Raw genomic sequence first — 14,441 nt, forward strand, 5'->3', positions numbered from 1 at the left:
TCGATTCGGTGTTCGAGAATGGTGTCGACGTCAGTCAGGCGTGGGACAGCGGAACTGACGCGCTCAGTGACACGACCACGGCAGTAGGAGGAATAGTAAGCGGTGCCTGGAATGCAATCTTCTGAGGTGGACCGGCCACCCGAATGGCCGTCCGGAAACTGGAGAACTCGCAAAGAGCGGATACGACTGGCATTTTCGTACGTGTTCGGTGCCCTTGTCATCTTCGTGTGCGTCGTGGGTGTGTCGGTAATGCCAGGCGAAGGAAAGCCAGAGTCGGTCAAGTACTTCATACTGTTCGGCCTGATATGGGTTGCAATTCTGGCATTCCCGATCGTGTACAAGCCGAAGTCAAATGGTCGAATTCTCGTCACCGATCGGATGCTGGGGGGCAGCCCGGCTACCGCCATCGAGTATTCGTCAGGCCCCCTCATCGTGATGTCGCTGCTCACAGGTCTAATTGGTCTCATGATGGGCCTCGTGGCATACGAGTTCTCATTGGATGCCGAGACCGAAGGCCTTGGTTCCACAATCGTTTTCGCGCTCGTCGCGCTCTTCTTTGGCAGCTTTCCCCTCAGCTACCTTCTGGGACGCGTAAGGCGAGGCTACATCGCCTTCACCTCGGAAGGTATCCACCAGCGCGGCTGGGCGTTTGAGTCGTTTCTGCCGTGGGAGTCTGTGATGGGAGTCAACGCCGGCTATCACGGGTTCCCGATGACTCTCATCTATGCGTATAACGACGACGGTTGGCGCATGCGGTACACCGCTCTTCTGTGGAGAATCGATCGTGTGCCTCCGACTGCGATGATGAATATCGACTATCGCAAGATCGGGGACGACGCCACACTCGTCCACGCATTCGTGATGCAGCAAGTGGAGCGAAACAAGCGTCCATTGCGTCGGTGAGGCCGAATTGGAGTATCAGTCCTGCAGGTGTTGAACTGCCCTCGTGAATGCAGGGTGTGGGTCCGTCACGATGAGAGCCGTACCGTCTTTGGCTGCAGAGGTTTTCGTCAATCGCGGAATTGAGCCCAACACGAACGGGGCGAGCGATCCCGCGATCAACCCGAGGCCTCCGTAGAGAGGGAACCCGAGACTCGTGGAGACACCTTCGGTGACCCGCAGGGTAATTGCGCCAACGATCAGTGACGTGCCGGTGCACAGCATGACGAGAAAGAGGCTGAAAAGCAGCCGCCGAAGTCGTGCGCATCTGCGGCACAACGGCCACTGAGACCGGATGAGGGCTGCGTGCTCGGCGTCTTCGGATAGGTTGCCCAGCGTAGTCAAAACGTTTGAACCCGTGTCGAATCGCTTCGACGCCTCGAAGCGGGACTTGGCAACCATATCCATCCGGCGAACCTCCGGAAGTCCATGAGCACTGCATACCGCAGGAGCGGGCCGTGCCAAGTGGCGATACCGCAGAGTCCCCTCCGTTGCAGGAATCCTGACTGTCGTCGCACCGTCCACACAAGCATCTTGCGTCATGACCCGCCCATAACGAACTGCGCCCCACCGGAATTCCGGTGGGGCGCAGTTGTTCTATGCCTTACTTCTTGCCTGGCGGCTTGGCTCCGGACTTGAAGCCGAGCCCACCCTTGGCTGCTGGGGGAGGCTTGGGGGCCTCCTTCTTCGCCGCGGGGGCTTCGGTTTCCTTGGGGGCCTCGGGCTCTGCCTTCGGCTCTTCGGCCTTCGGCTCGGCGGCCGACTTTGCTGCGGGTGCAGACTTGCCTGCACCCGGTGCCTTTGCGCCGCCCTTGAAGCCGAGTCCGTTCTTGGCCGCCGGAGGTGCCTTCGGCGCTTCGGCCTTGGGGGCCTCCGCTTTCGGTGCCTCGGTCTCGGCTGTCTCAGGCGCCTCGGGTGCAGCGGCGGCGGGTGCGGACTTGCGTGCGCCCGGTGCCTTGGCTGCGCCCTTCATGGAGAGCCCGCCCTTGGCTGCGGGCGGTCCCTTCGGCTTCTCTGCGGCCGGGGCCTCCGACGCGGTGGCCTCCGAGGCAGGTGTCGGCGCAGCAGGGGCCTTCGCTCCGGGTGCCTTTCCGGCGCCCTTCATCTGGAGACCCTTGCCGCCCGGTGCCTTGCCGCCGCCCTTCATGGCGAGTCCGCCCTTGGCGGCGGGTGGTCCCTTCGGCTTGTCAGCGGCGTCATCGGTCGAAGCAGTGTCGGCAGGCGCGGAAGCCTTCGCTCCCGGTGCTTTGCCGCCGCCCTTCATGGCGAGTCCGCCACCGCCGCCGGGTGCCTTCGCTCCGGGTGTCTTGCCGCCGCCCTTCATCGCCAGGCCACCGCCGCCGGGTGCCTTGGCTCCGGGTGTCTTGCCGCCGCCCTTCATGGCGAGCCCGCCACCGGCGGGTGCAGCCTTGGCGGGGGCCTCGGCTGCTTCCTCGACTCTTTCGACCCGATCCTGTTCGACAGTTTCGGCCTTGGCCTCGGCGGCTTCGGCAGGCTTCTCGCGGGGGATGACCTTGATGTTCTCGGTCAACTGCTCCGGCTCGAGGCGGGTGATGGACGACAGCATGAGCTGCGCGACGTCCACGACCTCGACGCCTTCACCCTGGCCCGATTCCTGACGTGCGGTGACACCGTCGTTGAGCATCACACGGCAGAACGGGCAGCCGGTGGCGATCTTCTTGGTGTCGGTGGTGAGCGCCTCGTCGACACGGTCGACGTTGATGCGCTTACCGATGTTCTCTTCCATCCACATGCGGGCACCACCGGCACCACAGCACATGGACCGCTCACCGTGACGCGGCATCTCCTTCAGGGTGCTGCCGGACGCGGCCATCAGCTCACGGGGTGCGTCGTAGACCTTGTTGTGGCGGCCGAGGAAGCACGGGTCGTGGTAGGTGACGTCTTCGCCGACGGAGGCCACCGGAATCAGCTTCTTCTGCCGCACGAGACGGTTGAGCAGCTGGGTGTGGTGCACGACCTCGTATTGGCCGCCCATCTCCGGGTATTCGTTGCCCAGGGCGTTGAAGCAGTGCGCGCAGGTGACGACGATCTTGCGTTTGCGCTGTTCCGTGCCCTCGAACAGTGTGTTGAACGTTTCGATGTTCTGCATCGCGAGCTGCTGGAACAGGAACTCGTTGCCCGCGCGGCGAGCGGAGTCACCGGTGCAGGTCTCGTCGGCGCCCAGGACCATGAACTTGGTTCCGGCGGTGGCGAGAAGTTCGGCAACGGCCTTGGTGGTCTTCTTGGCACGGTCCTCGTAGGCGCCGGCACAGCCGACCCAGAACAGGTACTCGTAATCCTCGAAGGTGTCGGCGTCCTGGCCGTAGACCGGGATGTCGAAGTCGAGCTCGTTGATCCAGTTGAGGCGGTCCTTGGCGTTCTGACCCCAGGGGTTGCCCTTGTTCTCGAGGTTCTTGAACAGACCGGCCAACTCGGAGGGGAACTCCGATTCGATGAGCACCTGGTAGCGGCGCATGTCGATGATGTGGTCGACGTGCTCGATGTCCACCGGGCACTGCTCCACGCAGGCACCGCAGTTGGTGCAGCTCCACAGGGTTTCGGCGTCGATGACCGGGGTGGGTTCGCCTGCCTCGACCATCCCGGCGCTTTCGCCGACGAGCTTACGCTCGGCTTCCTGGCGTGCTGCCTCGGGGATCTTGTTCAGCTTGGCTTCGTCGACGTTGCCGTCGGCATCGACCAGTCCGACCTCGTCGCCGCCCATGTCCTTGCGGCCACCGGCCAGCAGGTACGGGGCCTTGGCGTAACCGTGGTCACGCAGTGACATGACGAGGAGTTTGGGGGACAGCGGCTTGCCGGTGTTCCAGGCGGGGCACTGCGACTGGCAACGGCCGCATTCGGTGCAGGTGGTGAAGTCCAGCCAGCCCTTCCAGGAGAAGTCCTCGATGTTTCCGGCACCGAACGTGTCGTTGTCGGGGTCGGCTTCTTCCATGTCGATCGGCTTGCCGCCGGACATCATGGGCTTCGCCGCACCGAGGGCGACGCCGCCGTCGTCCTCACGCTTGAAGTAGATGTTGAAGAAGGCGGAGAACCGGTGCCAGGCGACACCCCAGTTGATGTTGCGGCCGACGACGTACACCCAGACCATGGCGGACATCAGCTTGATGAACGCGAATGCCGAGACCATTTCGGGGCTTTCGGGCAGCAGTTTCGCCACGTTCATGGTGAAGAAGTCGGTCCACGGGTTGGCGTGGCCGTAGGTGGCGATCTTGCCGGCCTTGACCATGATCATGCCCAGGCCCTCGATGAGGACGACTGCCTCGACGAAGTAGGCGGCCTTGAAATCGGAGCCGCCGAAGCGCGACATGCGCTCAGGAACCCGCGGGTGGTTGAGCTGGCGGATCGTCACGAGCACCACGATGCCGATCACGGTGCCGATGCCCAGGAGTTCGTCGATGAAGTGGTAGACGGCGGTGCCGCCGATGATCGGCCAGTGACCTTCGGGGTTGAAGGTCTGGATGTAGGCCTCCATCGCCACGATGGAACCGAGGAGGAAGCCGATCATCACGAGCCAGTGCGCCCAGCCGACGGTGCGGAACTTGTTCATGCGCGTGTGCGCGAGGAACTCCACAATCATCTGCTTGAGGCGGGGGAAGAAGGGGCGCCATCTGTCCGGGGCGGGCTGACCGATCCGGATGGCGCTGACGATCCTCCACACACCGTTGAAGAACGACCCCCAAGCGGGAATGCTCAGCAGCACGCCGATGGTGCCCAACGTGATCGTCAGGGCATTCATGTCGCGGCCTTTCGTTCGCGGCGACGGGCTGTGTCGCCTGGTTCTGCAGCCCACGTCTGGGTGTAGCCAGCAAATCGTAACCCCAACTTAAGTTACTCACCGGTAACTTGGCAATAGTTACCGGTGGGTAGGGGGTGACCTACCAGGCATGTTGGCCGTGCGGCGGGCTGGGCCGCAGGCCGGGTAGACATATCGTGCAGCACGGTAGTCGGTGATGTTGTGGTAATGGGCGCACAGGCAGACCTAACTAACTCGTCGTAGCCCGAACGAAACAAATGGGGCGGCTTTATCACAAGAGGGTCAAGGCTTCGGTGACCCAATCGCCTGCCGTGGGTTATGCTGCTCCCCGGAACGGGGTGCGAATGTACCGAATGTCCTCCTTCTTGTCCTCCGTATGCAGGTCACAGAGTTGGGCGCCCGTTTGCACGAAAAATGTCAGTTTCGGGGGTGCCGTCGGTTGGGGGGCGCGCCACGATCACAGAACGGAATCAGAGGGAATATGAAGCTCCGTAAGTTCGCCGCCGTCGCGGCCATGACGGCGGCTGCGATGGGCGTTGCCACAGGCACCGCGTACGCCGCTCCCGCACCTGCGCCTGAGCAGGACGAGATCAACTTCGAGTCCCAGATCGAGGACCAGTCGGTTGTCACCACCCTGGACGCCGGCGCGTTCAAGGTTTCCGGCGACGGCGAGACCGTCGAGATCAAGGACAACGCAGGCAACACCGTTATCTCCATGCCCCTCGCGGTTCAGCTGAACGGCTTCGAGATCCCGCTCGCCGAAGAGGTCAGCGAGGACGGCCGCGAGATCACCCTCACCCCGCAGATCGATGAGGTCACGCCGGTCGCACCTGAGGACCGTGTCGAGGGCATCGCCCTGCAGGACGTCGCCTCGCCTGAAGAGAACCTCATCGCGCAGGAGACCTTCGGTGCGCAGCTTGCGATTGCGACTGCTAGCGGTGGACTCGTCGGAACGATCATTGGTTGCGTTGCCGGCGGACTGATGCTGACGCCGGTAGGTGTACTTCCCGGATTCCTCGGCGGCTGCTTGGCCGGGGCTCCGGTCGGCGGCATCATCGGCACGATCGTGGCCGGTGGCCCGACGCTGGTCGTCGCCGGTATCGGCTTGGCACAGACCCTGATGGCTGCTCCCGGCACCACGGCGTACGCCGAGACCGAGTAACACTCAGCCATACGAAAGCGGCCCGCCCCTCTTCGGAGGTGGCGGGCCGCTTTCGCGATAGATGGAATCGATCAGCTGAACACCATGGGAGCGTTCGTGGCGATCGTGGCGATGTAGCCGAAGATGTCGAACAGAACTCCGAAAATTTCCATGTAGCTTCCCCTGTTCTCGTTGCCGGATTCCGGCGCTGCCCGACTGGCGTTCCAGCCGGGGTGTCACATCAGGCCGTAAGTGGCTGTCGAGACAGCCGAATTGTACTATTCCGTGATCTCCCCGTCCCCCCCCTGTGAGCGGTTAAGGAGTCCAGGGACTCTCTCACCGCGCACGGAGGAAGGACCCGCTGGTACCGTGCACGAGCCAGATGAACTGAGATGTTGGGGCGGCTATGGCGATGATGGTTGATCCGGAGATGCTGGAGCGGTTCGCAGGATCCGTGACCGCCGTCGCGGAAGACATCAGCGACATGGATGTGAGCACCTCCAGAATCTGTGCAAGCGCGTGATCGAGGTGTCTGAGATCGCCACCGGGAGTGCCAAGAAGTACCGGGTGACGGAAGACGACTTCGTCGGCATGCTGAACGCGATGGACGTGCCCCAGTGACGGCCAACGTTCCCGACGTCACCGCGTGGCAGCCACAAGCGCTCATCACCACGTCCGACGGTCTGGATGCATTGGAAGTTGATCTCAACGAGCCCGATGAACACCACTGAACCGAATCAACAATCCCGAACACCCGCTCGCGTCACACTCACGCTCGAGTGGCCTCAAAAAGTGCGATACGGCTGGCTTGCGGTCTGCGCGGTGATAGTCGCAATTGCCATCGTCGGCGTAATCAACGTTGCGCGAGGAATCCAATCAGGCGACGGCGTGGTCGTAGTAGGATCTGCCGCGCTCACTCTCATGATGGGTTTGGGCGCGGGAGGAATGGTCCGGAACGCAGGGTTTCGTTGGATCAAATTGTCTCGACGAGTTTCGGCACAGCAGACGGCTCACGGCCCAGGCATAGCCATACCCACGGGACGATTGGTCCCGTTCCTCGTGACCTGCCTTGCATGTGTCGCAGTCGCCGGGCTGACCGCTTCTATTGCCTGGCATCTCGGCATCGGCGAGACCTTGCTCCCGGCCAGTCGAGACAACAGCGCTGGAGCCAATTTCATGGGCATCTGCGGTGCCGTGGGGTTGGTGTTTGCGATCTTCTTCCTCCTCTTCCGTACTCCATCAGTTCTTCATCTGACCCCGTCTGGCGTTGCCTATCTCCGTCGTTGTCACCGCGGCTTTCGCGTAACCAATGTCGACTGTGCCGCCGACTGGTCGGACATCACCTCGGTCACCCCGGAAACTCACGTCGTGTCCACTGGCCAATCCGAGATTCACAACCCCCTCGTTCGCGTCACACACCGTGGAACCGACTCGTCCTCGGCGGACCCCACAGGGGAGCAAGAATTCTTGATCCGCGCCTTTATGCTGACCGTCGAGCCAAATACGTTGCACTCGTTGATGAAACACATGCACGAACATCCAGAGGATCGCGACCTTCTTGCCCGGGACGATGCCGTGGGACTGCTGACGCCGCCGCCGCTGCGTGAGCGGTTCCGGGCAGCCCGCGAAGCGAAGAAGGCCGAGAAAGCGAAGAAGCGTGCGGCGCGACCGGGAATGCGATCGAATGCGTAGCGAAACTCGAATCCGTCACGATTCCACCCTGGCCGATATGCGTCTTGCACCCGCATATCAATGGCCGCAATCCCTGAGCTATATGGGGTTGGCGCTATCGGTGGTGGCCATAGCCTGCGTCGTCCTCGGGGTCTGCACCATCGCGGAAGGTGCCAACGAACACGAGACAGTGGTGACGGTGGGGTTCGCAGCGTTCACCCTGATGATGGCACTTCTGTTGCCTGTCGGCATCCGTCTGGCGGGATTTCGCCGGGTACGCCGCTCGCTCCGCATCTCGACGACAACAACCACTCGCGGGACGGGCCTCTCGGTCGCGACCGGACTGTCAGTGCTTCTTTTGGTGGCAGTCCTCGGCTGCGTGGCGGTCGCCGGCATCCTGACCTCCGTCAGTTGGCATCTCGAGATCGGCGAATCGCTGCTGCCCGCTAGTCGCGACAGCCAGGCGGGGGCCAACATAATGGGAGGCTTCGGTGTGGTCGCATTGTTGTGTGCGATCTTCCTCCTCACGTTCCGTTCTCCCGCCGTGCTGCGACTGACACCCTCCGGGGTGGAACATCATGAGCGCCGCTACAGGGGGATTCGCATCACCACCGTTGACGACGTCGCCGCATGGGCGGACATCATCGCGATCGAACCTGAAACGCTTATCGTTCGGACCCGAGGGCCTGACGTACACAATCCGCAGGTGCGCGTGAAATTTCGCGACGACAACCCATCTCGGACGGACGCGACCGCCGAGCGTGACCTCCTGATCCAGGCCCACCTGATGGTTGCCGAACCGAACACCCTGTACTCGTTGATGAAGCACATGCACGAGCATCCAGAGGATCGCGACCTACTTGCCCGGGACGATGCCGTGCAACTGCTGACGCCGCCGCCGCTGCGTGAGCGGTTCCGGGCGGCCCGCGAAGCGAAGAAGGCCGAGAAAGCGAAGAAGCGTGCGAATGGCTGAATCTGAGACGGGTTCACCCACCGTGGCCGAATATCTGCAATCCGCCGGGATCACCTGCGAACCGTGCAGACCCGATGCGGGCGACCATCCACTGGTGTCCATCCCGGAAGTACCGGGCTGGGAGGCGATTGCGTCCGATCTGATTCCGAACGCCTACCAAGTTCTGGTCAATCAGTCCCAAAGTGAGAACGGTTGGACGCCGAACGCTGTGCTTCTTCACGGGCGGCTCAGCAGCCCTGTCGATGCCGATCACCTGCTGGATTGTGGCCCAGTCGACTCTCGGGCACTGCCCGACTGGCAGGAGTACGCGATGTCGAGAGCACCGCACCGAGGTCACCCCTCGGCATTCGTCCAGGGAAGCTACGTCGTGAACGACACCGCGTTCGCCGCAACGAATCGTTACGTGGTCACCTCGAGCGGGAGTTCGCAGTTCCTCACGCAACTGACGGTGACCGTCATGCACAGTCACGCAGACGATCTGGACGTCGACGTGGTTGTGTTCAACTCCGCGCTCGACATCGGGGTGTACTGAGGATTACCGCTCCCGCGATCGTCGCCTCCTGCTCACCGGATGTGCAGGCCGTCAGCGACAGCGACTACGCACGACGCGACCCGTCTCGGAAATATCATGCGAGGTCGTCTCCTTGTGCGGTGATCGTAGACCCGCACCCCCGATACGTCAGGGATCACAGGTGGTCAGGGAAATACGGCGCCAGATCCTCGACGACTTGAAGAGCAAACGTGCACGCTTGCTCCGGGCTTTCGATGGCACCGGCAGTAACCGGTGGGTAACTGGTCGGTGGGTACCCGACCATCACTTCGAGCACGTTGGGATCGAAATCCACTGATGCGATGCATTGCAACCCGCCGGGGAAGTCATGGACCCGGGCACGGTGACCGGCAATGGTGGTGTCCTGCACGAGGGTGAGCCGTTCGTCATCCTCGGCTTTGGACCACGGGACGCGGTTGGAAGAAATCAGTACCGACGTGTACGGATCATCGGAGTAATAGGAGCACTCCCGAGCCTGGAAGGGCTGCTCACGGTCCGGATAGCGCTCAATGTTCGCACCGTCGATACCGGCGGCAGCGCGGGCATCGGGTCCGAATCCGTCGCATGGGTGAAAGGTCAACGCCGGCAACTCCGGCGGTGCAGCCTCCTGCTCATCAGATGTGCAGGCAGTCAGTGACACCATCAGGGCCGCAGCAACCGCGCCGGTGGCCAGCCGATACGTGGCTCTCATCAGAGGGTGTCTCCTTGCGCGTTGAGAGCAGACTCGTGCCCCTTCCGATACCCCGGTATCACAGGTGGTCAGGGAAATATGGCGCCAGATCCTCGACGACCTGAAGAGCAAGGGGGCAAGCCTGTTCAGGGGTTTCGATATCGCCCTGCTTGTAACCGACCATCACTTCCAACACATTCGGATCGAAATCCACTGATGCGATGCATTGCAACCCACCAGGAAAGTCATGAACCCGGGCGCGGTGACCGGCGACAGTAGTCTCCTGCACCAGCGTGAGCCGTTCGTCATTCTCGGCTTTGGACCAAGGGACGCGGTTGGAGGAAATCAGCACCGACGAATACGGATCATCGGAACGATAGGAACACGACCATCTCTGGTATGGCTCCTCCCGATCCTCGTAGCGCACGATGTCCGCACCGTCGATACCGGCAGCGGCACGGGCGTCGGACCCGAATCCGTCGCATGGGTGAAAGGTCAACGCCGGCAACTTCGGCGGCGCAGCCTCCTGCTCACCGGACGCGCAGGCTGTCAGTGACACCATCAGTGCCGCAGCAACCGCGCCGGTGGCGGGCCGATACGTGGCTCTCATGAGAGGGTGTCTCCTTGTGTGTTGAAGGCGGATCCGCACCCCCGATACGTCAGTGATCACAGGTGGTCAGGAAAATACGGCGCCAGATCCTCGACGACCTGAAGTGCGAACGTGCACGCTTGCTCCGGGCTTTCGATGGCACCGGCAGTAACCGGTGGGTAACTGGGCGGTGGGTATCCGACCATCACTTCGAGCACGTTGGGATCGAAATCGACTGAGGCTTTGCATTGCAATCCGCCCGGGAAGTCGGTGACAAGGGTGCGGTGACCGGCGACCGTAGTGTCCTGCACGAGGGTATACCGATCGTCGTTCTCAGCTTTCGACAACCGGATGCGGTTGGACGAAATCAGCACCGACGTGTACGGGTCGTCGGAACGGAAGGAGCACTCCCGCGCTTGGAAGGGCTCCTCCCGATCTGGGTAGCGCTTGGGGACTTTCCCGTCGATACCGGCAGCGACGCGGGCGTCGGGTCCGAAGCCGTCGCATGGGTGGAACGTCAACGCCGGCAGTTCCGGAGGCGCCGCCTGCTCGTCGGCAGCGCAGGACGCCAGCGAGGTCATCAGCGCCGCAGCCACCGCGCTGGCGCCGAGCCGATACGTGGCTCTCATGAGATGGTGTCTCCTTGCGCGGTGAGGGCTGCGGTGGTGATGCCTTCCTGCTCTTCGTACGCTTGGAGAACAGCCTCGAACGTCGCCTTCATATCCAGGGCATGATTTTGGTGCGAACGGAACAGTCCCACCGCCGAGTTCCACGGCTCGATCTGCCCACCGCCGACGGCTTTGTCCTTGAACTTCTGCGTCAACTGCCGCGCTGACTCCAAGTACTCTTCGCCGATCCCGAGTGAATCGACGTCGAGTTCGCGGCTGGCACGTTCGGCCAGCTCTGCCATCGCGTCGGCGTGGTCATTGCAGAGCGTGATGCACCGTTTGATCGCCTCGGGGTCGAGGTCGAGGTGCCCAGAGCCGAGGGCGAGGTCGGTGACCGATTTCCAGGAACCACCCTGCGGTGCTCCTGGTGGCGTGGTCTGCTCGTTGTCGCTCATCGGCTCTTCCTTCTACCAGGACTGTTCGGTCAGCTGAGTGCGTAGATCATGGACGATCAACGACTCCAACGTCGACCAACCCGACTCGATCTCTCGCCGAAGCACCCTATCCGGTTCCCCATGCCTGTCATCATCCGAGCCCACCATGACCCAAGATGCGTGACACCCGAAGTTCGGCAGGCTGTCGCCACCGTCGATGCCGTCACGGTGTGTAGAGCACGCGGTATACGCCATGCGGGTCGACTCAGCGGCCGGTGAACGGTGCGTATCCCCGGGGAGTCCACCTCCACGGGTTCGGGCGGGCTGCCGTCCGAGGCGCCATCACAACCACCTCCACCTACCCGTATCCACCATTCAAAATCACATCAATCACAACCGAACCACAACACATCGAGCTCGACGAAATGAAGCAACGACGGCGCTCACTGCTACCGAACCTGCTCGACCATCCGTCTGATCTCCTGAACCACCAGATCGGGTTCGGTCATCTGAATGTAGTGGGCGCGTCGCTGTGCGTAGACCTGGCGGCCGTAGGGGGACAGGTCGGCCGTGCGCGTGTGAGCGTCGCCGATCACGTCGCGACTGCGATCCTTGTCCGCCGGGATTCTGTTCGACGAAATGGTGGTCAACGGGATCTGCGGGACGTGCGGGCCGTGAGCGTGCAAGGCTTCGAAGCTCGACTGGAAGCTCTGCCATTCGGCCCGTGCTGCCCGCACCGACTTCAGGCTGGTTCCCTCGTCGAGCGCCACCTGCAACACCTCGCCGGAGAGTCGCCGGTACGCCAGCCTGGCCAGGAACGGGCGCAGCACCCCAAGCTTCGCCAGCAGAACCTGCCCTCCGTACATGACCGAAGCGCCTCGCATTGCGGCCATCATCCAACGAGGATCGCAGATCTCGGACACCTCGTCGACCAGTACCGCGCCCTTGCTGACGGACTCGCGGTGCAGCGAACCCAGGCGCACGAGCGGGCCGCCGTAGCTGTGCCCCACGACCACACAAGGGCGGTCCACCGCGGCATCGAGCACGGCGAGCTGATCCGACAACATTCGATCGAAGTCGCGTCCGCCGCCGTCGGTGTCGCTACGACCGTGGCCGGCGCGGTCGTAGACGACCGTGCGAGCAAACTCGGCGACCTTCGGTTGCACCAGGGCCCACGTGGACCTGCTTTTGCCCATCCCGGCCTCGAAGAACACGGAGACCGGGCCGTCTCCGGCCGTGCGGTAGTGCAACTGTCGATCGCCCACGGTGACGAAGTGGGAGCCAAGCGTAACGGTCATGCGAAATCGGAGCTCCTGACTGGCCGCGGAGTTATCGGACTGCGTCGGCTCTGGCCGTGGACGGTGACGTCGATATCCACCCCCAGATGCTGGGCACAGCAGCGGGTGAGCGCCCAGTGACTCGTTTCATACATCCACCGTGCCACAGAAACCGAGGCAGGACCGTCGCTCGCTTCGTCGCAACCTGTCGCCAGGTGCTCGACGAGCTCCGCGAATAGCGATGATCTATCTCGACACCTCCTCCTTGGTCGAACTCGTCGTTCGTGAACGCCGCGTCGCCGACCAGCAGAAGCCAGCGCCCCACCAAAGAAGAAGTGACCCGGCAGCCGAAGCTGCCGGGCCACTCTTGTCGATTGTGTCGACTACGAGGTACGAAGTCGCAGTCCGGGGTTCTCCCTCAGGATGCTGTTGATCGGCGTCGCGAACAGTTCCGGCCCTTCACCCATGACGAAGGTGACGGCCTGCGCAATCAGGCAGTGCGGGTACTGGCCGACGTTGGATGCACTCGAGATGCCCAGCGCCAGGGTGCCGGTGACGATGGCGCCACCGCTGTCGCCCTGCAACGCGCAGATGTTCGTGGCGAAACCGTTGGTGAGCGTGCGGTTACCGACCGACACGGTCTGGTCGACGGCGGTGACCACACCACAGCTGAAGCCGGTGTTCAGACCCGACTTGCACACCGGTGCGCCGACGACCGGGTCTGCGGTGCCGGTGATGTGCACAGGACCCGCACCGGGAACGCGAACACCGTTGTTGTCGAATCGGTGATCCGCGCCGTCTGCGATGTCGAGTAGCGAGTAGTCGTGGTTCTGCAGGCTGGTCTTGGCGAACGTGCCCAGGAGCGGTCCGGGGCCGGTCGGAGTCAGGTTGAAGGCCTTGGACGCGGCGGGGGTGCCGGCAGCGTTCTTGTTCGGGTCGCAGTGCCCGGCCGTGATGTTGACTGCTTCACCGGATGCGCCGATGGCATTGAAGCCCAACGAGCACCGCAGGCCGCGTCCGCCGCCGATGGCACCGTAGGCGTCACCACCGAGCATGGCGTCCGCAGGCAGGGGGTCGGCAATCGGAGTCAGGTCCGTGGACGGCTCGAGGGGCTGCGGCGTAGGTGCCGGAATGATCCGTGCGTCCGCCAGGAAATCGGGCAACTGCAATCCGGCGGCGGCATCTGCGCGCAGAACCAGATTGTTGTGCACGATGTCGACAGCCACACCGCGAACGAGGTTCGCCAGGGCGGGAGGCTGGCCCTCGAGCCACTGATCGAGCTTGGAGGCCTGCTGCTCGAGATCGCGCTCGCTCTGCGCGACGTCGGTGACCGTGAACCCGGCGTCCTCGGCTGCGGTACGCGCTGCAGCCTTGTCGTCGCCGTCTGCAAGGGCGACCACGGCATTACCGGCCTGGTCGAGCCAGGTGCCGGCGAAAGCGTCCGGGTACTGCACCCGCGCGATCTTCGCGAACTCGGCGGCCTTCTGCCCCAACTCCGACTTCTCCAGATACTCGTCCGGGCTCAGCTGCAGATCACGCGCGAGAGCATCGACGAGTTCGGCGGGAAGCTTGGCTGCCTGGTCTGAAACCTGCGGTTCGACGGGGACCGGCTCGGCCTGGACGATCGTCGATCCGGTGCCGAAGACCAGCAGTGCGGCGGAGCCGACAACAGCGGCGCGACGTGCGATGGAGCTTCGCATGGGGGCCTTTCTATGGGGTCAGGTCGTGCGTTCCGGGCGAGAGCGCGCACGGCGACGACCCCCCGTTCGGAAAGCCGTTCACAGTCGCCTCGACTATATAGGCGAGGGCGTGACTTG

At 63.1% G+C, this 14,441-nt stretch carries 12 protein-coding genes; 5 read left to right on the plus strand and 7 right to left on the minus strand.

Translation table 11 applies throughout. The features are described from left to right. Positions 1 to 102: 102 nt before the first annotated feature. Complete coding sequence (locus ACZI8Q_RS14240) at positions 103 to 903, plus strand: hypothetical protein (protein ID WP_463374193.1); 801 nt, start codon at positions 103 to 105, stop codon at positions 901 to 903. A 640-nt stretch (positions 904 to 1,543) separates the two neighbouring features. Here the strand turns inward: ACZI8Q_RS14240 and ACZI8Q_RS14245 are convergent. Beyond that, positions 1,544 to 4,693, minus strand: a complete 3,150-nt coding sequence (locus ACZI8Q_RS14245) for a (Fe-S)-binding protein (RefSeq protein WP_463374194.1) — start codon at positions 4,691 to 4,693, stop codon at positions 1,544 to 1,546. Positions 4,694 to 5,192: 499 nt separating this feature from the next. Here ACZI8Q_RS14245 and ACZI8Q_RS14250 point away from each other — a divergent pair, with 499 nt between their 5' ends. The 4 genes from ACZI8Q_RS14250 (at position 5,193) to ACZI8Q_RS14265 (ending at position 9,028) form a co-directional block, all read left to right on the plus strand. Beyond that, on the plus strand, positions 5,193 to 5,873 hold the full coding sequence (locus ACZI8Q_RS14250) for an ammonium transporter (RefSeq protein ID WP_463374195.1): 681 nt from the start codon (positions 5,193 to 5,195) through the stop codon (positions 5,871 to 5,873). Between the two features lie 1,038 nt (positions 5,874 to 6,911). After that, complete coding sequence (locus ACZI8Q_RS14255) at positions 6,912 to 7,544, plus strand: hypothetical protein (RefSeq protein ID WP_463374196.1); 633 nt, start codon at positions 6,912 to 6,914, stop codon at positions 7,542 to 7,544. A gap of 37 nt (positions 7,545 to 7,581) precedes the next feature. Continuing rightward, positions 7,582 to 8,496, plus strand: coding sequence for a hypothetical protein (locus ACZI8Q_RS14260; protein WP_463374197.1), 915 nt, complete (start codon positions 7,582 to 7,584; stop codon positions 8,494 to 8,496). Then, on the plus strand, positions 8,489 to 9,028 hold the full coding sequence (locus ACZI8Q_RS14265; protein WP_463374198.1) for an LpqN/LpqT family lipoprotein: 540 nt from the start codon (positions 8,489 to 8,491) through the stop codon (positions 9,026 to 9,028). The genes ACZI8Q_RS14260 and ACZI8Q_RS14265 overlap by 8 nt, the downstream gene beginning before the upstream one ends. A 154-nt stretch (positions 9,029 to 9,182) precedes the next feature. Here the strand turns inward: ACZI8Q_RS14265 and ACZI8Q_RS14270 are convergent, their stop codons facing one another. From ACZI8Q_RS14270 to ACZI8Q_RS14295, 6 genes are all read right to left on the minus strand, one after another. Next, complete coding sequence (locus ACZI8Q_RS14270) at positions 9,183 to 9,737, minus strand: DUF3558 family protein (RefSeq protein WP_463374199.1); 555 nt, start codon at positions 9,735 to 9,737, stop codon at positions 9,183 to 9,185. Positions 9,738 to 9,795: 58 nt separating this feature from the next. Beyond that, on the minus strand, positions 9,796 to 10,326 hold the full coding sequence (locus ACZI8Q_RS14275; protein ID WP_463374200.1) for a DUF3558 family protein: 531 nt from the start codon (positions 10,324 to 10,326) through the stop codon (positions 9,796 to 9,798). A gap of 56 nt (positions 10,327 to 10,382) precedes the next feature. After that, a complete protein-coding gene (locus tag ACZI8Q_RS14280) occupies positions 10,383 to 10,934 on the minus strand; it encodes a DUF3558 domain-containing protein (protein ID WP_463374201.1) in 552 nt (183 codons plus the stop codon). Further along, the gene (locus tag ACZI8Q_RS14285; RefSeq protein ID WP_463374202.1) at positions 10,931 to 11,368 is read right to left on the minus strand and encodes a hypothetical protein; all 438 of its coding nucleotides are present in this window, start codon (positions 11,366 to 11,368) and stop codon (positions 10,931 to 10,933) included. The genes ACZI8Q_RS14280 and ACZI8Q_RS14285 overlap by 4 nt, the downstream gene beginning before the upstream one ends. A 428-nt stretch (positions 11,369 to 11,796) precedes the next feature. Then, a complete protein-coding gene (locus ACZI8Q_RS14290; RefSeq protein ID WP_463374203.1) occupies positions 11,797 to 12,645 on the minus strand; it encodes an alpha/beta fold hydrolase in 849 nt (282 codons plus the stop codon). A gap of 362 nt (positions 12,646 to 13,007) precedes the next feature. Beyond that, the gene (locus ACZI8Q_RS14295; protein WP_463374204.1) at positions 13,008 to 14,324 is read right to left on the minus strand and encodes a S1 family peptidase; all 1,317 of its coding nucleotides are present in this window, start codon (positions 14,322 to 14,324) and stop codon (positions 13,008 to 13,010) included. Positions 14,325 to 14,441 lie beyond the last annotated feature (117 nt).

The sequence above is a fragment of the Rhodococcus quanlei genome (assembly GCF_055231015.1).